Origin of the sequence: Sinomonas mesophila (assembly GCF_001999765.1) — a bacterium.
Classification (GTDB): Bacteria; Actinomycetota; Actinomycetes; order Actinomycetales; family Micrococcaceae; genus Sinomonas; species Sinomonas mesophila.
The window spans coordinates 1-19,923 of record NZ_KV908322.1 but is presented as its reverse complement, the minus strand read 5'-3'; the positions used below and the strand labels follow the sequence as shown (position 1 = coordinate 19,923).

18 protein-coding genes and 2 tRNA genes are annotated in these 19,923 nt (G+C 70.6%); 15 read left to right on the top strand and 5 right to left on the bottom strand.

Annotated features, from left to right (window positions below):
• Positions 1–299: 299 nt before the first annotated feature.
• A complete protein-coding gene (gene ilvD / locus BV907_RS00095; RefSeq protein ID WP_077487634.1) occupies positions 300–2,030 on the bottom strand; it encodes a dihydroxy-acid dehydratase in 1,731 nt (576 codons plus the stop codon).
• 127 nt (positions 2,031–2,157) lie between these two features.
• Here ilvD and BV907_RS00090 point away from each other — a divergent pair, with 127 nt between their 5' ends.
• Together BV907_RS00090 and BV907_RS19510 are read left to right on the top strand one after the other, a co-directional pair.
• Positions 2,158–2,637: a hypothetical protein gene (locus tag BV907_RS00090; RefSeq protein ID WP_077487633.1), complete on the top strand. Its 480-nt coding sequence runs from the start codon at positions 2,158–2,160 to the stop codon at positions 2,635–2,637.
• A gap of 151 nt (positions 2,638–2,788) precedes the next feature.
• On the top strand, positions 2,789–2,920 hold the full coding sequence (locus BV907_RS19510; RefSeq protein WP_281250827.1) for a hypothetical protein: 132 nt from the start codon (positions 2,789–2,791) through the stop codon (positions 2,918–2,920).
• Between the two features lie 85 nt (positions 2,921–3,005).
• Here the strand turns inward: BV907_RS19510 and BV907_RS00085 are convergent.
• Positions 3,006–3,078: transfer RNA gene (locus tag BV907_RS00085), tRNA-Lys, on the bottom strand.
• A gap of 166 nt (positions 3,079–3,244) precedes the next feature.
• Between BV907_RS00085 and bcp the strand changes: the two genes are divergently transcribed.
• The 8 genes from bcp (at position 3,245) to BV907_RS00045 (ending at position 12,858) form a co-directional block, all read left to right on the top strand.
• Positions 3,245–3,745 (top strand): thioredoxin-dependent thiol peroxidase, encoded by a 501-nt coding sequence (gene bcp, locus BV907_RS00080; protein WP_077487944.1) that lies wholly within the window; start codon positions 3,245–3,247, stop codon positions 3,743–3,745.
• Positions 3,746–3,844: 99 nt separating this feature from the next.
• A tRNA-Leu gene (locus tag BV907_RS00075) sits at positions 3,845–3,926 on the top strand.
• Positions 3,927–4,066: 140 nt separating this feature from the next.
• The gene (locus BV907_RS00070; RefSeq protein ID WP_245827703.1) at positions 4,067–5,725 is read left to right on the top strand and encodes an ABC transporter substrate-binding protein; all 1,659 of its coding nucleotides are present in this window, start codon (positions 4,067–4,069) and stop codon (positions 5,723–5,725) included.
• Between the two features lie 95 nt (positions 5,726–5,820).
• Positions 5,821–7,311: a malate:quinone oxidoreductase gene (locus BV907_RS00065; protein WP_077487632.1), complete on the top strand. Its 1,491-nt coding sequence runs from the start codon at positions 5,821–5,823 to the stop codon at positions 7,309–7,311.
• A 63-nt stretch (positions 7,312–7,374) separates the two neighbouring features.
• Positions 7,375–10,611: an efflux RND transporter permease subunit gene (locus tag BV907_RS00060; protein ID WP_077487631.1), complete on the top strand. Its 3,237-nt coding sequence runs from the start codon at positions 7,375–7,377 to the stop codon at positions 10,609–10,611.
• A gap of 129 nt (positions 10,612–10,740) precedes the next feature.
• Entirely contained in the window at positions 10,741–11,901 is a 1,161-nt protein-coding gene (locus BV907_RS00055) for an LLM class flavin-dependent oxidoreductase (protein WP_077487630.1), read from the top strand.
• Entirely contained in the window at positions 11,898–12,356 is a 459-nt protein-coding gene (locus BV907_RS00050; protein WP_077487629.1) for a MarR family winged helix-turn-helix transcriptional regulator, read from the top strand. The genes BV907_RS00055 and BV907_RS00050 overlap by 4 nt, the downstream gene beginning before the upstream one ends.
• Before the next feature lie 106 nt (positions 12,357–12,462).
• Complete coding sequence (locus BV907_RS00045) at positions 12,463–12,858, top strand: PepSY domain-containing protein (protein ID WP_077487628.1); 396 nt, start codon at positions 12,463–12,465, stop codon at positions 12,856–12,858.
• Between the two features lie 68 nt (positions 12,859–12,926).
• Here BV907_RS00045 and BV907_RS00040 read toward each other — a convergent pair whose 3' ends face one another.
• The 3 genes from BV907_RS00040 to BV907_RS00030 form a co-directional block, all read right to left on the bottom strand.
• Positions 12,927–13,658: a hypothetical protein gene (locus tag BV907_RS00040; protein WP_245827702.1), complete on the bottom strand. Its 732-nt coding sequence runs from the start codon at positions 13,656–13,658 to the stop codon at positions 12,927–12,929.
• A 139-nt stretch (positions 13,659–13,797) separates the two neighbouring features.
• Positions 13,798–14,604 (bottom strand): transglutaminase-like domain-containing protein, encoded by an 807-nt coding sequence (locus BV907_RS00035; RefSeq protein WP_077487626.1) that lies wholly within the window; start codon positions 14,602–14,604, stop codon positions 13,798–13,800.
• Positions 14,605–14,620: 16 nt separating this feature from the next.
• Positions 14,621–15,436 (bottom strand): hypothetical protein, encoded by an 816-nt coding sequence (locus BV907_RS00030; RefSeq protein ID WP_077487625.1) that lies wholly within the window; start codon positions 15,434–15,436, stop codon positions 14,621–14,623.
• 97 nt (positions 15,437–15,533) lie between these two features.
• On the opposite strand from BV907_RS00030, the gene BV907_RS00025 reads away from it, so the two are divergent.
• From BV907_RS00025 to BV907_RS00005, 5 genes are all read left to right on the top strand, one after another.
• Positions 15,534–15,776: a fumarylacetoacetate hydrolase family protein gene (locus BV907_RS00025; RefSeq protein WP_077487624.1), complete on the top strand. Its 243-nt coding sequence runs from the start codon at positions 15,534–15,536 to the stop codon at positions 15,774–15,776.
• 20 nt (positions 15,777–15,796) lie between these two features.
• The gene (locus tag BV907_RS00020) at positions 15,797–16,537 is read left to right on the top strand and encodes a FadR/GntR family transcriptional regulator (protein ID WP_077487623.1); all 741 of its coding nucleotides are present in this window, start codon (positions 15,797–15,799) and stop codon (positions 16,535–16,537) included.
• Positions 16,538–16,604: 67 nt separating this feature from the next.
• Positions 16,605–17,690 (top strand): asparaginase, encoded by a 1,086-nt coding sequence (locus tag BV907_RS00015; RefSeq protein WP_077487622.1) that lies wholly within the window; start codon positions 16,605–16,607, stop codon positions 17,688–17,690.
• Positions 17,691–17,740: 50 nt separating this feature from the next.
• A complete protein-coding gene (gene aspA, locus BV907_RS00010; RefSeq protein WP_077487621.1) occupies positions 17,741–19,174 on the top strand; it encodes an aspartate ammonia-lyase in 1,434 nt (477 codons plus the stop codon).
• A 76-nt stretch (positions 19,175–19,250) separates the two neighbouring features.
• A partial coding sequence (locus BV907_RS00005) for an amino acid permease (protein ID WP_245827701.1) occupies positions 19,251–19,923 on the top strand: 673 nt, incomplete at its 3' end.

The window sequence follows — 19,923 nt, the reverse complement described above, 5'->3', positions numbered from 1 at the left end:
CAGTCTCTTCCTTAGGATCTTCGTGGCGAAGTGCTGTGCTCAAATAAAAACAACCCCTGCAGCCTTGAGGCTTTGCGAGGGGTTGCGCGTGACAGATCGTGCCAGACGGGCTCAGTGAGCCACGCGCTTGGCAAGGACGACGACATCGAGCACCATGCCGGTCGGTTCGGTCTGCATGCCCACAGTCTTGCCGCTGGCCCGCGAGAGTGTCAATTTGCCCCACGGGCATCTCACATTGCGGACCCTCTTCCAGTACGTGAGACCGCGCGGCGCGCTTCCGCGCACTGGCGCCCCCGCTGTCAGCCCACGACGGCGCCCTCGCTCGCCGAGTGGACGAGCTTGGCGTACTTCGCGAGCACGCCGCGGGTGTAGCGCGCGGGCATCGGCTCCCAGCCCTCCCTGCGCCGCGCGAGCTCGGCGTCGGCGACCAGCAGGTCAAGGGTGCGTGAGGGGATGTCCACGCGGATCCGGTCGCCGTCGCGCACGAAGGCGATGGGGCCGGCGTCGACCGCCTCTGGCGCGACGTGCCCGATGCACAGCCCCGTCGTCCCGCCGGAGAAGCGGCCATCGGTCAGCAGGAGGACGTCCTTGCCCAGGCCGGCGCCCTTGATCGCGCCGGTGATGGCGAGCATCTCGCGCATGCCCGGGCCACCCTTGGGACCCTCGTAGCGGATCACGACGACGTCGCCCGCCGCGATCCGGCCGGCGTCGAGCGCGTCCAGCGCGCCCTGCTCGCGCTCGAAGACGCGGGCCGTGCCCTCGAAGACCTCGGCGTCGAAGCCCGCCGTCTTGACCACGGCTCCCTGCGGCGCGAGCGAGCCGTGCAGGATCGAGATGCCGCCCGTCGCGTGGATGGGGTTGTCCAGCGCGCGGAGGATCTTGCCGTCCAGGTCCGGCGGGTCGATCTCTGCGAGGTTCTCCGCGACGGTCCTGCCGGTGACGGTGAGGGCGTCCCCATGCAGGAGCCCGGCGTCGAGCAGGGCGCGCATGATGACCGGCACGCCGCCGACGCGGTCGACGTCGTTCATGACGTAGCGGCCGAAGGGCTTGAGGTCGCCGAGGTGCGGGATGCGGTCACCGATGCGGTTGAAGTCCTCGAGCTCCAGCCCGACCTCGGCCTCGCGGGCGATCGCGAGCAGGTGCAGGACGGCGTTCGTCGAGCCGCCGAAGGCCATGGCGACGGCGATCGCGTTCTCGAACGCCTCGCGGGTCAGGATGTCGCGGGCGGTGATGCCGCTGCGCAGGAGGTTGACGACGGCCTCGCCCGAGCGGTGCGCGAACATGTCGCGGCGGCGGTCGGCCGAGGGCGGGGCGGCCGAACCCGGGAGCGACATGCCGAGTGCCTCGGCGACGCTGGCCATCGTGTTGGCGGTGTACATGCCGCCGCACGCGCCCTCGCCGGGGCAGATGGCGCGCTCGATCCGGTCGAGGTCCCCGTGGGACATCCTGCCCGCGGCACAGGCGCCGACCGCCTCGAAGGCGTCGATGAGCGTGACGTCCTTCTCGGTGCCGTCCTCGAGCCTGACCCAGCCGGGCATGATCGACCCGGCGTAGAGGAAGACGCTCGCGAGGTCCAGACGGGCGGCGGCCATGAGCATGCCCGGGAGCGACTTGTCGCAGCCAGCCAGGAGCACCGAGCCGTCGATGCGCTCGGCCTGCATGACGGTCTCGACCGAGTCCGCGATGACCTCCCGGGAGACCAGGGAGAAGTGCATGCCCTCGTGGCCCATCGAGATGCCGTCGGAGACGGAGATGGTGCCGAACTGCAGGGGGAACCCGCCGGCCGCGTGGACCCCTTCCTTGGCGGCCTTGGCGAGGCGGTCGAGCGAGAGGTTGCAGGGGGTGATCTCGTTCCACGAGCTCGCCACGCCGATCTGGGGCTTGGCGAAGTCCTCGTCGCCGAAGCCGACGGCGCGCAGCATGCCGCGCGACGGGGCCGCGTGGATGCCGTCGGTGACCGCGCGGCTGCGGGGCTTGATGTCGATGTCTCCGCTGGATCCTGGTGCTGTGGCCTGGCTCTCGTCGGTCATGGGCCACAGTCTAGGGTCGGCCCCACTGCCGGGTCAGCCCGCCGCGCGGTGACCCAGTATCGCTCGCGAGCTGCCCCCGCCATACCCCCTGTCCGTAGACTGGGGGCGGCGAAAGGAGCCTCCTGGCGTGAGCAGCGACGTGAGCACAGCAGAGTCCGGCCGTCCGGACGCGGAGTCCGACGACCGGCTGAAGGCCGCGCTCCACCGTGTCTTCGACGGCCAGATCCCGAACTACGGCGACTACAACCTCGTGTGCGCGACGGAGTGCGGGGGAACCGTGACCGGGCAGGTCCCGGGCGCGCCGGCGCCGCGGGGGCTCGTCCTCGGCTACCGGCGCCGGCCCGTCGAACTCGTGCTCGCGCCCTTCGACCGGACGAGTCTCGCCCCCGCCGGCCAGCCGGCGACGATCGACCTGACGAATCTCGCGTACGTCACCGTGGTCGGGCAGGGGGCGTACGACGTCGCCACGAGCACGGGCCGGGTCGTGACCTTCACGCTGCGCGCCGACTGCGCGCTGCCCCATGCGGGGGCGTCGGCCGGAACGCTCCACCAGGAGGACGACGCCGCCGACCTCGCCGCATTCCTCGAGGAGCTCGCCGCCCTCTGACCCCGCCGGGCCGAGCCCACAGCACGTCCCGGCGGCGAGCAGCGCGACACGCCGAATCTGCTCCGGCGCTGGTGGTGGACACGCCGAAACGGCCCATCGTTCAATGGCCTCATCCGCCCCCACAGGACGGGGGCCGCGCGAAGGAACCGCTATGGACTGGTTGCTCATTCTGATCTCGGCCTGCATCGCGCTCGCCCTCGGGACCTGGATGATCCTGCACGAGGACGCCTCGATCGCGCGCCGGGGGCGCCACCGGATCCTCGCGCCGCGCCGGACGGGCTGAGCAGCGCCGGACGGGCTGAGCAGCGGGCTGGCCCCTTGAACGCCGAAGGGCCCCGGCATCAGCCGGAGCCCTTCGTTCTCTTGTGTGCGCCCCCCGGGACTCGAACCCGGAACCCATTGATTAAGAGTCAATTGCTCTGCCAGTTGAGCTAGAGGCGCGTTCCGTGCGTGCCCTGCGCCGTCCCTTTCGGTCCGTCGCCGTGCCCCGCAACGACATGAAACTCTACACGACTTCCAGCGGCAAGTGAAATCGGCCGGGGCACCCTGACGGGTGAGGTGCATCACCGCCTCCGACGGCCGCATCGCCCGGCGCTACGCTGGGCCGATGACCACGTCAGCACCACAGCACCGCCTCACTGCGGGCGACCCCGCTCCCGGCTTCTCCCTCCCCGACTCGGCCGGCGGGACCACGTCCCTCGCGGACCTCTCGGGGCAGCGCGTCCTCCTCTACTTCTTCCCGCAGGTCGACACCCCGGCGTGCACGCAGCAGGCGTGCGACTTCCGGGACAGCCTCGCCTCCCTCGCCGGCGCCGGGTACACCGTCGTCGGCGTCTCCCCCGATCCGGCCGACGCCGTCCGGACCTTCGCCCGCGAGCGGGAGCTCGGCTTCCTCCTCCTCGCCGACGAGGACCACGCCGTCGCAGAGGCCTACGGCACGTGGGGCGAGAAGGTGAACTACGGCCGCACCTACCAGGGGCTCATCCGGAGCACGTTCGTCGTCGAGCCGGACGGGCGCATCGGGCTCGCGCAGTACAACGTGCGCGCCAAGGGACACGTGGCCAAGCTGCACCGCGACCTGAAGATCGCGGCCACGGCGGGCGCCTAGCCTAGGACGAGGCCAGTCGCGTGCCCCGCGCCACAGGAGTTTCTTCAGCACGGGCGCCCGGTAGACTGGCCGGGCGGTCCCGCCCGGCGCGGGAACACTGCGCGAGTGGTGGAATTGGCAGACACGCAGGATTTAGGTTCCTGTGTCTTCGGACGTGAGGGTTCAAGTCCCTCCTCGCGCACTCTTCGGATCTCCCGTCCACGGGCCCTCCGCCCGCCTGCCCTTTCCGCGGCTTGGCCGGCCGGAAGGCCGCCCGCGGGCAGGCGGGGACAGCACCAGCGGGCGGGGCGCAGGGAAAGGCAGGCAGTGGCAGGGAGCGCAGTGTCGGGAAGCATTGGTCGCAGGGGTGTACTGCAGGCGGCGGTCGGCGCCCTCGTCCTGACCGGGTGCACGCCGCAGCCGCAGCCCTCCCCCGCGCCCAGCCCCACGCCGTCGTCCGCGGAGCCCACCGAGGCCTTCGTCTTCGCCGTCCCGGCCGCCCCCGCATCGCTCGACCCAGCCGCGACGTCGGACCTCGAGTCGTGGCGCGTCTCGCGCCAGGTGCTCGAGGGCCTCGTCGCCGCGGACCTCACGACGTCGCAGCCCTCCCCCGCCCTCGCGACGTCCTGGACCGCGAGCGACGACGGCCACGCCTACACGTTCACCCTGCGCGAAGGCGTCACCTTCCACGACGGGACGCCCTTCGACGCGGCGGCGGTCAAGGCGAACGTCGACCGGTGGTTCGCCGCGCCGCCGGAGTTCCGGGCCGCGAACCCGACGATGGCTTTCACGTCCGTGTTCCGCGCGCACGCCGACCAGGCGGACCTCTCGGTCTTCAAGTCGTGCACGGTGGTCTCGGCCCACGAGGTCAGGATCGAGCTGACGCGCCCCCTCACGGCGTTCCTCGATGCCCTCACGATGCCGGCCTTCGCCATCTCCTCGCCCAAGGCGCTCGCGGAGGGCACAGCAGACCTCCTGGACCAGCCCACGCCGGCGGGCCCGATCTCCCGCTACGGCCTGCATCCGGTCGGCACGGGACCGTTCTCCTTCGCCGGGCGCTCGGCGGACCGGGTCGAGCTCGTGAGCTACCCGGGCTACTGGGGCGAGCGCGGTGAGATCGCGACGCTGAGCTTCGTCGTCTACGACACCCCCCAGAGCCGCCTGCAGGCCCTCGTCGACGGGCGCGTGGATGGCTTCGATCCCGTCACGGTGGACACGATGGAGGCCCTCGTGCGCCGTGGCCTCCCCGTGGCTCGCCGGGATCCGTTCTCCGTCTTCTACCTCGGGATGAACCAGGAGTCGTCGCCCCTGCAGAGCGAGAAGGTGCGCCAGGCGGTCGCCGCCGCCATCAACAAGGACGCCCTCATCCGCAGGTTCTTCGTCGACGACACATCCTCAGCCGGCCAGTTCGTCCCGCCCCGGGTGACGGGCTTCAACTCGTCCGCGAACTTCCCGGGCTTCGACCCCGAGCGGGCCAAGCGGCTTCTCGCGGAAGCCGGGTACAAGGGCGAGGAGCTCACGTTCTGCTACCCGCTCAATGTGAGCCGCTCCTACCTGCCGACCCCCGAGAAGATCTACGCGGAGCTCAGCGCCCAACTCACGACCGTCGGGCTGAACATCAAGCCGGTGCCCGTCGAATGGTCGGAGGGATACCTCACGCGCGTCACGTCCAAGGGCGACCACGCGTTCCACCTCCTCGGCCTCAATGGCTCGTACTCCGACCCGGACAACTTCCTCACCGCCCTGTTCGGGGCGAGGAACGGAGAGTTCGGCTTCTTCGATGCCCAGCTCTTCAGCAAGATCGAGCGCGCACGGTTCTTGGCCGACGGCGCCGAGCGCCGGAACGCGTACGTCGACATCAACAACCAGCTCGCCGGAACCGTGCCCGCCGTGCCCATCGCCTTCCCGATCTCCGCCGTGGCCACATCGGCCCGGGTCGAGAGCTATCCGACGTCGCCCGTGCTGCACGAGATGTTCAATCGGATCCGCCTCAAAAAATAGGCACAGAAGCCTTGACGCGGGGACCTGAGGGGATTTAGCGAACCGCTCGGGCGAGGGATATTCTGCCTCTGGTCCATTTGCGCAGGGAGACATCAGTGACCTTCATTTCCACCACCCGGTCCGCCGACGTCGTCTTGATCGGCGGCGGCATCATGAGCGCCACATTGGGAGCGTTCCTCAAGAAGCTGGAACCGAGCTGGAACATCGTCCTCTTCGAGCGCCTCGACGACGTGGGGCTCGAGAGCTCGGGGCCGTGGAACAACGCGGGAACAGGCCACGCGGCCTACTGCGAGCTCAACTACACCCCTCAGGCCAAGGACGGCTCCGTTGACCCGGCGAAGGCGCTGAGCATCAACGAGGGGTACCAGCTCTCGCGGCAGTTCTGGTCGCACCTCGTGACCGAGGGCAGTATCGGCGATCCGTCGCAGTTCATCCACACGGTCCCGCACATGAGCTTCGTGCTCGGCGACGCGCACTCCGACTACCTGCGGAAGCGCTACGACGCGCTCAAGCCGCACACGCTCTTCTCGTCGATGGAGTACAGCGAGGATCCGGCGGTCATCGAGTCGTGGGCGCCCCTCGTCATGAAGGGCCGCGGGGCGGGGCGCGTCGCGGCGACCCGCGTCGCCGAGGGCACCGACGTCGACTTCGGCCAGCTCAGCCGCGAGCTCGTCGGCTTCCTCGACCGCAGCGGGGTCGAGGTCAACTACGGCACCGACGTGACGGACCTCGAGCGCTCCCGCGGCGGCTGGAACGTCTCCACGAAGCACCTCGCTTCGGGCGAGCGCGGCGGCATCCACGCCAAGTTCGTGTTCGTGGGCGCGGGCGGCGGCGCGCTCCACCTCCTCCAGGCATCGGGCATCCCCGAGAGCCGCGGCTATGGCGGGTTCCCGGTGTCGGGCCAGTTCCTGCGCTGCACCGAGGACTCCGTGGCAGAGACGCACAACGCCAAGGTCTACGGCCAGGCCTCCGTGGGCGCCCCGCCCATGTCCGTCCCGCACCTCGACACGCGGTACGTCGAAGGCAAGCGCTCGCTGCTCTTCGGCCCGTACGCCGGCTTCTCGACGAACTTCCTCAAGAACGGCTCCCTCCTGGACCTGCCGCTCTCGATCCGCCTCGGCAACATCATCCCGATGCTCGCGGTCGCGAAGGACAACATGGACCTCACGGCCTACCTCATCAAGGAGGTCGCCAAGAGCCGAGACGCGAAGATCGACGCGCTGCGCGAGTACTTCCCGCAGGCCAAGGGCGACGGCTGGGAGCTCATCAGCGCGGGCCAGCGTGTGCAGATCATCAAGAAGGACGCGTCCAAGGGCGGCGTCCTCCAGTTCGGCACCGAGGTCATCACGGCGCGCGACGGCTCGGTCGGCGCGCTCCTCGGCGCCTCGCCGGGTGCCTCGACGGCCGTGCCGATCATGCTCGAGCTCATGCGGCGCTGCTTCCCGAAGTTCTACAAGGGCTGGGAGGGCCGGCTCCGGGAGATGATGCCGGGCTACGGCGTCAAGCTCGACGAGAATCCGACCCTCGCGGCCGAGGTCGCAGCGAGCACCGCCTCGGCGTTGCAGCTCGCAGCACCCGCCCAGTAGACGGCCAGCGGCCCGTGTCCCTTCAGGGCACGGGCCGTTCGCCGCGTGACGTGAAAGGGCACGATGTTCAGCCTCGCCCGCCTCTCCATGGCCAACAGGGCGCTCATCGCGCTCATCACGGTCTGCGCCGCCGCCTTCGGCGTCATCACGGCCGGGAGCCTCAAGCAGGAGCTCATCCCCTCGATCGAGTTCCCGCAGCTCACCGTCGTCTCGTCCATGCCCGGCGCGTCCCCCGAGGTCGTCGACCGGCAGGTGGGCGGGCCCGTCGAGAAGGCGCTCCAGGCGGTCGAGGGGCTCGAGAGCTCGGCCTCGACCTCCCGCTCGGGGGTCTCGACCATCCGGCTGTCGTTCGCGTACGGGACTGACCTGGATCGGGCCCGCAACCAGATCGACCGCGCCGTCTCAACCGTGAGGCGCACGCTGCCGGACGGCGTCGAACCCCAGACCGTCGCGGGCAGCATCAGCGACTTCCCCATCGTGTTCCTCGCCGCATCCTCGGACAGGCCGCTCAGCGAGCTCAGCGCGCAGCTGGCCGAGCTCGCCGTGCCGAAGATCCAGCGCATCCCGGGAGTGCGCGGCGCCGACATGACCGGCGGGGCGACCCGCCACCTCCAGATCACCCCCGACCCGGCGGCCCTCGCGGCCCGCGGCACCGAGGTCGCCGCCATCCGCACTGCGCTGGAGAACAACGGCTCCCTCGTGCCCGTGGGCACGGTCCAGGAGGAGGGCCGAACGCTCTCCCTCCAGGCCGGGAGCCCGCTCGAGTCGCCCGAGGCAGTCGGTGCGCTGCCGCTAGCCGGAGGCAAGACGCCGACGGCGATCCGCGACGTCGCCGCCGTCGCCCTCGAGGACGACGAGGCGACGTCGATCACCCGAACGGACGGCAGGCCCACGCTCGCCCTTTCGGTGACGAAGAAGCCCGAGGGTGACGCCGTCGCGATCTCGCACGCGGTCCGCGACCTTCTCCCCCAGCTCGAGGCCGAGCTCGGCTCGAACGCCCGGCTGGCGACCGTGTTCGACCAGGCCCCGTTCATCGAGACCTCGATCAAGGACCTCACGACCGAGGGCCTCCTGGGCCTCGGCTTCGCCGTCCTGACGATCCTCGTCTTCCTGCTCTCCGTCCGCGCGACGCTCGTCACGGCCGTCTCGATCCCGCTCTCCCTCCTCGCCACGTTCATCGGCCTCTACGCCGCCGAGTACTCGCTCAACCTCCTCACGCTCGGCGCGCTCACGATAGCGATCGGCCGCGTCGTGGACGACTCGATCGTCGTGATCGAGAACATCAAGCGGCATCTCGGCTACGGCGAGGAGAAGACGACGGCGATCCTCGACGGCGTGCGCGAGGTCGCCGGCGCCGTGACGGCGTCGACCCTGACCACCGTCGCCGTCTTCCTCCCGATCGCCTTCGTCGGCAGCCTCGCGGGCGAGCTCTTCCGCCCCTTCGCGCTCACCGTGACGCTCGCGCTGCTGGCCTCCCTCCTCGTCGCCCTCACGATCGTCCCCGTCCTCGCCTACTGGTTCCTGGGCCACCGCGCGGCGCAGGCGCGCGATCCGCGCGAAGCCGCGGCCGCGGCGATGGAGAAGGAGAAGGCCTCCCCGCTCCAGCGCGGCTACCTCCCGGTCCTGCGCACGACCCAGCGGCACCCCGTGCTCACACTCATCGCGGGCGGCCTCGTGCTCCTGGGGACCTTCGCGATGACCCCGCTCCTGCAGACGAACCTCCTCAGCGGCTCGGGCGAGAACAGCTTCACCGTCCGCCAGTCCATGGCGCCCGGGACGAGCCTCGAGGCCACCTCCGCGGCGGCAGGGCGCGTCGAGGAGCTCCTGCGGGGCACCGACGGCGTGCGGACCGTCCAGGTCACGGTCGGCAACTCGACGACGGGCTTCGGCGCGTTCCTCTCGACCGGCGCCTCGAACGCGACCTTCACCGTCATCACCGAGGAGGACCGCGACCAGCAGGCGCTCCAGGCCGAGGTGCGCGACGCCGTCGGCCGCCTCGACGGCGTCGGCACCGTGAGCGTGGGCCGGCAGCAGGGCGGCTTCAGGACCTCCTCGACCGTGGACGTCACGGTCAAGGCGCCCGACGCCGAGGCCCTCGCCGCGGCGAACGAGGACGTCCTCGCAGCGCTCGAGGGCGTCCCCGGGGCGACGGGCGTGACGAGCAACCTCGCCGCGGGCCAGCCCGTCGTGCAGGTGCGCGTCGACCGCGCCAAGGCCGCCGCCGCCCGGCTCAGCGAGCAGCAGATCGCGACGGCCCTCGCCGCCACGGCGAGTCCGCTGCCCGCGGGGACGGTGCGCTTCGGCACGACCGACTACCCCGTGCGGATCGGACGCGGGACGCAGTTCACCAGCGTTGAGGCCGTGCGCTCGCTCCGGATCCCCGGCGCCCCGGGCGGGCTCACCCTCGGGGCGATCGCGAGCGTGGACGCCGTCGACGTCCCCGTGACCGTCACGAGCACCTCCGGGCAGCGCACCGCGACCGTCTCGGTCGCCCCCGAGGACACGAACCTCGGGGCCGTGAGCGCCGAGGTCCAGCGCCGCGTCGACGCCCTGGGCCTCGACCGCGGCGCGACGGCCACGGTCGGCGGCGCGAGCACGCAGCAGGCCGAGTCCTTCCGCCAGCTCGGGCTCGCCCTCCTCGCGGCGATCGTGATCGTGTACGTCATCATGGTGGCCGCGTTCAAGAGCCTCGTGCAGCCGCTCATCCTCCTCGTCTCGATCCCGTTCGCCGCGACGGGAGCGATCGCGGCCCTGCTCGTCGCGCAGATCCCGCTCGGCCTGCCCGGGCTCATCGGCCTGCTCATGCTCGTGGGCATCGTCGTGACGAACGCGATCGTCCTCATCGACCTCATCAACCAGTACCGGCGGCCCTCCCCGGGCCGGGCGGCCCTGGACCTCGCCGAGGCGATCGAGCGGGGCGCCCGCCAGCGACTGCGGCCCATCCTCATGACGGCCCTCGCGACCGTCTTCGCCCTGATCCCCATGGCGCTCGGCCTCACGGGCGGCGGCGGGTTCATCGCGCAGCCGCTCGCCGTCGTCGTCATCGGCGGCCTCGTCTCCTCGACGGCGCTCACGCTGGTGATCGTCCCAGTGCTGTACCGGCTCGTCGAGGGCCGCCTCGAGCGGCGCCGGCTCCTGCGGGACCTGCGGCGCGCTCCGGTGACCATGGAGGACGGCGGCACGGACGACGCCGGGCGGACGCCGGGCGACGACGTCGCCGCACCCGCCGGGGACGCCCAGGCTGACTGGACGACGGGCGAGGTGCCCCGGGTCAGCGGACGGCGCGCGGCGAGGACCTGACGGCCCGGGGACTCGTCCCGGGGCGGGAATGGATCCGCCCCTGCCTCGGTTCAAGTAGATGCAAATGCATCTATCCTGCTAGACTCCCGGTAGACCGAGAGCCAGCACCCAGAGGAAGGGGTCCCTCCCATGCAGTTCGGAATCTTCAGCGTCGGCGACGTCACGCTCGACCCGACCACGGGTCGCATGCCGACCGAGGGCGAGCGCATCCAGGCGATCGTGAAGATCGCCAAGCACGCCGAGGAGGTGGGACTGGACGTCTTTGCGACCGGCGAGCACCACAACCCGCCGTTCTACCCGAGCTCCCCCACGACGCTCCTCGGGTACATCGGAGCGCAGACCGAGAGGCTCATCCTCTCCACCGCGACGACGCTCATCACGACCAACGACCCGGTCAAGATCGCCGAGGACTTCGGCATGCTCCAGCACCTCGTCGGCGGCAGGACGGACCTCGTGCTGGGCCGCGGCAACACAGCGCCCGTCTACCCGTGGTTCGGCAAGAACCCGCAGGACTCCCTCGAGCTCACGATCGAGAACTACGCGCTCCTGCGCCGCCTGTGGGACGAGGAGACGGTCACGTGGAGCGGCAAGTTCCGCACGCCGCTGCACAACTTCACGGTCACGCCGCGCCCGCTCGACGAGGTGGCGCCGTTCGTGTGGCACGGCTCGATCCGCACCCCGCAGGTCGCCGAGCTCGCCGCCTACTACGGCGACGGCTTCTTCGCGAACAACATCTTCTGGCCCAAGGAGCACTACATCCGGCTCATCAGCCTCTACCGCGAGCGGTACGAGCACTACGGGCACGGCAAGGCGCATCAGGCGATCGTCGGCCTGGGCGGGCAGTTCTTCATGCGGAGGAACTCCCAGGACGCGAAGCGCGAGTTCCGGCCGTACTTCGACAACGCGCCCGTCTACGGCCACGGCCCCTCGATGGAGGACTTCACGGCGCAGACCCCCCTGACGGTGGGCAGCCCGGCCGAGTTCGTCGAGAAGACCCTCGCCTTCCGCGACTACTTCGGGGACTACCAGCGCCAGCTCTTCCTCGTCGACCACGCGGGGCTCCCGCTCAGGACGGTCCTCGAGCAGCTCGACCTCCTCGGGGAGGTGCTCCCCCAGCTCAAGGCAGGCTTCGCCGAGGGCCGGCCCGCGGACGTCCCCGAGGCGCCCACCCATGACGCCCGGGTCGCGGCGAAGCGGGCAGCCGAGCTCGCCGGCGACGGCGGTGAGCCCGCGGACGCGACCGCAGGTGCCGGCGCGGGCGCGGCGGATGGCAGCGTGGGGCGACCATGAGAACGCCCACGGTGCGCGAGGCCGCCGAGGCCTGGGAGTCGCTCTTCCGGGCCCAGGTCGCCGTCATGCGCAGGCTTTCGCGCGACCCGGCGTTCCGGCGCCTCGGCATCAAGGAGTACGACGTGCTCTTCACGCTCAGCGCCTGTCCGGGCGGCGGCCTGCGCCTCAACGAGCTCAACGACCACGTGCTCCTGGCCCAGTCAAGCCTCTCACGTTTGGTCGAGCGGCTCGACAAGCAGGGCCTCGTGACCCGCGAGAGCGCCCCCGAGGACGGCCGCGGCATCGTCGTGCGGCTCACCGACGCGGGGCGCGGGCTCCAGCGGGAGATCGGCCGGGCCCACGTCCGCGAGATCGCGCGGATCCTCGACGGCGCCCTCGACAGCGAGGAGCTCGCGGCGCTTCAGCGACTCACTGCACGGCTGCGGGAGCACGTCGTCGCGAACCACCCGCTCTAGCGCAGGGTGCATCACCCATTCCAATCCTTCCCTCCGAATGAGCCGCCGGAGGATGATGGGAAAGCAACGATCGAGTGGGTCGGGGGACAGACAACAGGAGACTGTCATGGACCGGAAGACCCTTTGGATCACCAGCCTTGCCGCAGCCGCGGCCACCCTGGGCGGGGCGTCCGCAGCCGTTGCGGGCAGCACGTTGGGCGACAGTCAATCGTTGGCGGGACCCAGCACTGTGGCGCCGAACAGCTCGTTCCACGTCGTATCGACAGAGCAGGACGATGATGGATCCGACTCCGGGGCGCCTCTGAGCGCCGAGGAAAGGGACAAGGCAGGGCAAGCCGCGCTGGCGAAGGTTGGCCAGGGCCAGGTAGGCGAAGTGGAACGGGAGAACGAAGCCGGCTCCGCCTATGAGGTGGGGATCATCCTTCCGGACGGCTCCGAGGTTGACGTGGAACTGGGAGCAGATTTCCAGGTCCTCCGCACGGGAGCGCCGGAGCGCGACTGAACCTTGCGACGGGCTCCGTGGCGCTGTCGGACGGGGACCCGTCGGATGTGGTCCTGTCGGATGCAGCGCTAGCCCGTGCTGGCCAGAACCATATCCGTGAGTTCTGTTCGCTTGCCAGTGAAAATGTCCTCAATGAGGACCAGCGAACTGACCTCAGGGCAGTAGTACTTGTGCTCTCGGGAGGTTAGCTCAAGCGGCGTCCAGTCATAGACCTTGACGCAATCTCTGAAAGTGCCCATTCCCGTAGAGACGGTCAGACCGGTTTCGACAGTATCTCGCATATCCTCGGCATGACCCCGGTAGTATTCCTGTCTGTAGGAATCTCCGATCCTCTGTTCGGCCTTCATCCAGATGCCCGCTTTTGCGCCGTCCCTGCCGTGCATGAAGGATCCCCGATGATCCTTCAATTTTCCGTCCACAAAGTTGCTGACGTCTTCGCCGAAGTACCAGACATCGCCGCTCTTGTGCTGGGCCAGGTAGTCCCGGGTTTCCTCGACGAGCTGCCCGTTCTTGTATTCCCTGTCCAGATAGATGACAGTCTCGATGCCTTCGATGATCTTGGTCTCTTTGAGAATTTCTATCTCAATTCTCTCGCTGCCTCCCCTGTTCGTGGCTTCATAGACCAGCTTCTTGCCGAGGGGAAGGGCGAAGTACTTGTTGGAAATCTGCGTTGTGAAATCAGCCTGGCTGATCTGCGGATTGTACTCCGCCCAGCTCTGGGCAGGACGGATGCTGGTGTAGAGAAACAAGCCTCCGCCTGCGATCAGCAATAATGCGGCGACTCCCAAGAAGACCTTCATCTTTGACTTCATAGCGATCCACCCTCTTCTGGGCCGGTGGCGATCTGAGCCGTCCCGGTGGGAGTACCCGGTGCTCGATGGCCCAAACGGCTGTCCAGACCCGATGCCCGCCAGAGACACTGCACCAGTGGGCGCGGTCTCAGGCGAGGCGGACGACAGCGGCCGGGTCCTCGGCGGGGAGTTCGCCCTCGACCTCGGCGCCTACGCTGAGGCGCTTGAGCGTGAGGCTCCCGCCCACGGTAGACAGGAAGGCCGTGTCCGAGGCGTCGCGGCCGGCCGTGATGCGCAGCATCGCCGAGCGCGGCGCGAGGCCGGTTGGGTCGATGACGTGCCACGCGCCGTCGGCATAGGCCTCGGCCACCGCGTGGAAGTCCATGGGGCGCAGACCGGGCGCATAGACAGCGGCGAGCCGGGCGGGCACGTCCTTGGCACGCAGGAGCGCGATCGCCAGGTGGGCGTAGTCGCGGCACACCCCGCGGCGGTGCAGGAGCGTCTCGACAGCGCCGTCCGTGCCGCGCGAGGACCCGCTCACGTAGGAGAGCTGTCCGTGCACCCAATTTCGGACGGCCGTGACGAGGTCCATCCCGCGCAGCGAGCCGAACTGGGCGTAGGACGTCGGCAGGAGCCTGTCGCTCTCGGCGTACCGGCTGGGCCTGACGTAGCGGATGAGCTCCATCTCGTCGGCGGGCTCGGGCTCGCACGTGCCACCGACCCGGGCCGTGTAGACGACCTCGACCTCCGCTGGCTCCCCGAATTCGAGGACGTGGAAGCGGCCGCCATGCCCGTCGAGCAGCTCGCGCGCCTCGAGCCGCTCGCCGTCCGAGGTGATGAGGAGCTCCTCTTCGAAGGACGTGTAGCCGGGCTGGCGCGCGACGGCCACGGCCATCGCGAGCTTGGTCCGCGCCGCGGTCGTGAAGGACAGGCGGGCGCTGACGTTTCGCTGCATGGGGCTCCGAAAGGGGCTAGTGCTGGGACGTGAACTTCAGCGACATGATCATGCGCCGGGCGTCGGCGAACTCGGTCGAGGAGCTTGCGTAGGACGACACCTCGGCAAGGGTATCGAACATCGTCCGCGTGCTCCCGAACTCCGCCGAGCCCGGATCGACGAAGGGCTGGTCCGCGAACCAGAAGCCGCCCGTCGTCTCCGGGCCCGAGACCCGGTTCTGCAGCTGGCAGACCTTGCCCTCGACCGCCGTCGGCATGTTGGTGAGGCCGTAGGAGGCGATGAACGCCCTCGAGTGGACGGCCCGGAGGACGAACCGCGGCTCGATGGCACCGGGGATGTCGGCGAAGGGGACCTCGACCGGCTCGCTCGCGAGGACCGTGTAGCCGTGGCGTTCCCCCTCCGGGCACGACTCCGCGAACGCGACCGGCACGCCCGTGTGCAGCGTCGCGACCGGTTCCCCCTCGGCGGTCTTGACGTCGAAGCGCAGGGCCCCGGGCCGCGATCCCGGGTCCGGGGCCACGGACTGGACGATCCATGCTTCGGGAAGCTGGAAGCTCAGGGTCCGGCCGGGGTCGGTGAATGTCTTCCACGCGCCGGAGGTCGGGGCGGACGACGGCGTGGCGTCGCCGCTCGCGGTGCCGGTGGGGCTCCCGCTCGGGCTGGCTGAGGCCGAGCCGGCCGACGTGGCCGCCGGCGACCCGCTCGTCACGCCGGTCCAGACGGGCGTGTGGGGGGCCGCCGAGCACGCGGCGATGAGGGTGAGGGTGACGATGGCCAGGGCGGCCGTGGCGACGGGTCGGGGAAGGCGGCGGCGCGGCGGGACGGCTTCCATGGGGCCACCATAGCGAACCCGGGCCCGGACCTCCGCAGCCGGGCCAGCGCAACCCCCGGGACGGCCGGGGCACCGGGCCCGCCCCTAGGATGGCCGGGTGAGCATCCAGCCTGACGCCTCCTCCGCCCCGCTAGGACCTTGGATCGTCACGCGGCGGCCCGCGGACGACGCCGAGCTGCGCGTCGCGGTCGACGGCTCGCCGCTGTGCGCGGGGCGGATCGAGAATTTGAGCTGGGGCCTCGAAGAGATCCTCGTCCATGCGAGCTCGTTCATGACGCTCCACCCGGGCGACGTCATCCTCACGGGCTTCCCTCGCCGCGCGCTTGACACGCTCCTGTGACGACTGCCATAGTCGTTCGCGTGAACCTGTCAGACAGCACGACACCTCGACAGTCTGAGGGGCGGCTCGGAACGACGGATCGTCGGCCCCTCGCCCGCCTCAGCGCTGCCGAGGCCGTGCTCGCGGACCTCCGCTCGGAGATCGAGTCGGGGACCGTTCCCGTCGGGAGCAGGCTCCCGTCCGAGTCAGCCCTCGCGGCGCGGTACGGCGTGAGCCGCTCGGTCGTCCGCGAGGCCCTGCGCTCCTGCGCGGCGCTCGGCCTCACGGAGACCCACACCGGCAAGGGCACGTTCGTCGTCTCGGGCCGCGTCTCGGGCGACCTCGTCCTCGGCAGGTACTCCGCGCGGGACCTCACCGAGGCCCGCCCCCACATCGAGATCCCCGCCGCGGGCCTCGCCGCGGTGCGCCGGAGCGAGGAGGACCTCGCGACCCTCAGGGGGATCGTCGCGGACATGGCGCTCGAGGACGACCCCGCCGCGTGGGTCGCGCTCGATGCGACCTTCCACTGCCACATTGCCCGGACGAGCGGCAACAAGGTCTTCGAGTCGGTCGTCACGGACCTCCGCGAGGCCCTTGCCCACCAGTCCGAGACGCTCAATCTCATCGCCGACCGCCAGCACGCCTCGGACCTCGAGCACCAGAAGATCCTCGCCGCGATCGAGGCCGGCTCCGCCGAGCTTGCCAGCGCGGCCATGGCCGAGCACCTCGAGGCCGTCGGGCGGGCCCTCGGCTCCCTCGGCTCCAGCCCGCCCGAGGGCTGACGCCGCCGCCGGGCAGCGCCTGCCGCCCCTTTGACCCCTGATTCCGTCTCCGACTCCCCCAGGAACCATGACGCCTTCTCCCGCCCTGCCCGAAGCCACGCTGCCCGCAGCCCTCCGGCGCCCCGCTGTCGCGGGCGCCCTGCCCGCTCACGTCCCGCTCGCGGTCCAATGGCGCGGGGAGCTCATCGAGAGCGTGCACTATGGCAGCATCGCCGCGACGGACGCTGACGGCCGGCTCCTGTGGGCGGCAGGCGACTCCGCGCCGTTCTACCCGCGTTCCGCGCTCAAGCCCCTCCAGGCCGTTGCGCTCGTCCGCGCCGGGCTCAGCGTGACCGACGACCTGCTCGCCCTGGCTGCCGCGAGCCACAGCGGCGGGCCTGGACACCGCGAGGGCGCCCTGCGGATCCTCGGGCTGCACGGACTCGACGCGTCGGCCCTCGCCAACACCACGGACCTGCCCTACGGCGTCCCCGAGCGTGAGGCCTGGCTCCGCGCGTCCGGCCGGCCCGACCGGCTGTGCCAGAACTGCTCCGGCAAGCACGCTGCCATGGCCGCCGTCTGCACGCTCAACGGCTGGCCCGTCGCGGGGTACCTCGACCCGGGGCACCCGCTCCAGCGGCTCATCGCCGAAACCGTCGCCGAGCTGACCGGCGAGGAGCCGGAGACCTGGAGCACGGACGGCTGCGGAACCCCCGTGCCCGCGGTGAGCCTCGCAGGGATGGCCCGCGCCTACGGCCTCCTCGCGCGTGCCGCCGCCAAGCATGAGTGGGCCGCCACGCACGACGGCGACGCCGCTCGCCCGAGCGCGGAAGCCGCCGTCGGCCGCGCGATGCACACCCACCCCGAGATGGTCGCCGGCGAGGGCCGCGACGTCACGGTCCTCATGCGTCTCGTGCCGGGAGCCGTGGCCAAGGACGGCTTCGAGGGCGTCCAGCTCGTGGGCCTGCCCGACGGCCGCGCCGTGGCCGTCAAGGTCGCCGACGGCGGCGACCGCGCCCGCATGCCGATCACTGTGCGCGCCCTCGCCGCTCTCGGCGTCCCGGAGGCGCTCGACGGCGGGCCGCTGGCCCAGCTCGCGCGTCCCGACGTGCTCGGCGGCGGGCGGCCGATGGGCAGCCTCGTGGCCCTCGACGACGCGTTCCCGACCAGCTGACCGCAGCCACCTGACCCTGCCCGGCACCAGAACCGAAAGGCGACGCCGCCATGACCCAACCGACCACCCCGCTCGAGGACTCCAAGGACGGTGCACACCGGACCGACCATGACCTTCTCGGCGACCGGCTCGTCCCCGCCGAGGCCTATTGGGGCGTGCACACCCTGCGGGCCGTCGAGAACTTCCCGATCACGGGGCAGCCGCTCTCGACCAACGGCCATCTGGTGCGCGGCCTCGCCGCCGTCAAGCTCGCGGCGGCGCGGACGAACCGCGAGCTCGGGCTGCTCGACGCCGAGCGCGGCGAGGCGATCGAGGCCGCGTGCCGCGAGATCCTCGACGGGCACCTCGTGGACCAGTTCGTCGTCGACGTCATCCAGGGCGGCGCGGGGACGTCGTCGAACATGAACGCGAACGAGGTCATCGCGAACCGCGCGCTCGAGCTGCTCGGCCATGCGAAGGGCGAGTACGCCTACCTGCACCCGAACGACCACGTGAACCTGAGCCAGTCCACGAACGACGTCTACCCCACAGCCGTCCGGGTCGCCACGGTCGCCGGGATCGAGGAGCTGCTCGGCGCACTCGTGCGGCTCGAGGACGCCTGCGCGGAGAAGGCGGCGGAGTTCCGCACGGTCGTGAAGATGGGCCGGACCCAGCTCCAGGACGCCGTGCCGATGACGCTGGGCCAAGAGTTCGGCACCTACGCGGTCACGATCGGCGAGGACCGCGAACGCCTGCGCGAGGCCTCGACCCTGATCCACGAGATCAACCTCGGCGCCACGGCGATCGGCACGGGTCTCAACGCCCCGCCCGGCTACGCCGAGGCCGCCTGCCGCCACCTCGGCGAGGCGACCGGCCTGCCCCTCGTGACCGCCGTCGACCTCATCGAGGCGACCCAGGACATGGGCGCGTTCGTGCACCTCTCGGGCGTCCTCAAGCGCGTGGCCGTCAAGCTCTCGAAGATCTGCAACGACCTGCGCCTGCTCGCCTCGGGGCCGCGCGCGGGCTTCGCCGAGATCAGCCTGCCAGCCGTGCAGTCCGGCTCCTCGATCATGCCGGGGAAGATCAACCCCGTGATCCCCGAGGTGGTCAACCAGGTCGCCTTCGAGGTGATCGGGAACGACGTGACGATCACGCTCGCGGCCGAGGGCGGCCAGCTCCAGCTCAACGCCTTCGAGCCCGTGATCGTGCACAGCCTGCACAAGAGCATCACGCACCTCACGGCGGCGTGCGAGACGCTGACCGAGCGCTGCGTTCGGGGCATCACCGCGAACGAGGAGCGACTCCGGGCGTCCGTCGAACAGTCGATCGGCCTCGTCACGGCGCTCAATCCCTACCTCGGCTATGCGGCCGCGACCTCCATCGCGCAGGAAGCCCTCGCGAGCGGACGCGGCGTCGCGGAGCTCGTGCTCGAGCGCGGGCTCCTGACCGCCGAGCGGCTCGAGGAGCTCCTGCGGCCGGAGCGGCTCGCGAACCTGAGCCGGTAGGCGCCGGGCCTCCTCCCCGGCCGCCCTCCCCTGACCCTGTCCCCCTGCCCCCATCCCCCCAGTGAAAGGGACACTGATGTCCTCCATGCACCCTGCCCAGCCCCAGGGCGCCCAGCCCCAGGGCGCCGACATCCCTGACCACCTCGAGGATCATGGCCACGCGCACGCGGCGGACCACGTGCTCCATGCCGAGGACGCGGGCTACCACAAGGGCCTCAAGGCCCGGCAGATCCAGATGATCGCGATCGGCGGTGCGATCGGCACGGGCCTGTTCCTCGGCGCCGGCGGCCGGCTCGCCGCGGCCGGGCCCTCCCTCGTGCTCTCCTACGCGATCTGCGGCGCGTTCGTCTTCCTCATCCTGCGCGCCCTGGGCGAGCTCGTCCTGCACCGGCCCTCCTCCGGCTCCTTCGTCTCCTACGCCCGGGAGTTCTTCGGCGAGAAGGCCGCCTACGTCTCCGGCTGGTTCTACTGGATCAACTGGGCCATGACCACCATCGTGGACATCACCGCCGCGGCCCTGTACATGAACTTCTTCGGCCGCTACGTGCCCTGGATCGGCGCCGTCCCGCAGTGGGCCTGGGCCCTGATCGCCCTCGTCCTGGTCCTGGCCCTGAACCTGGTCTCGGTCAAGGTCTTCGGCGAGATGGAGTTCTGGTTCGCCCTCATCAAGGTCGCCGCCCTCCTGGCCTTCCTCGTCCTGGGCATCTACTTCGTGGCCTTCGGCACCCCCACCGGCGCACCCACCGGCC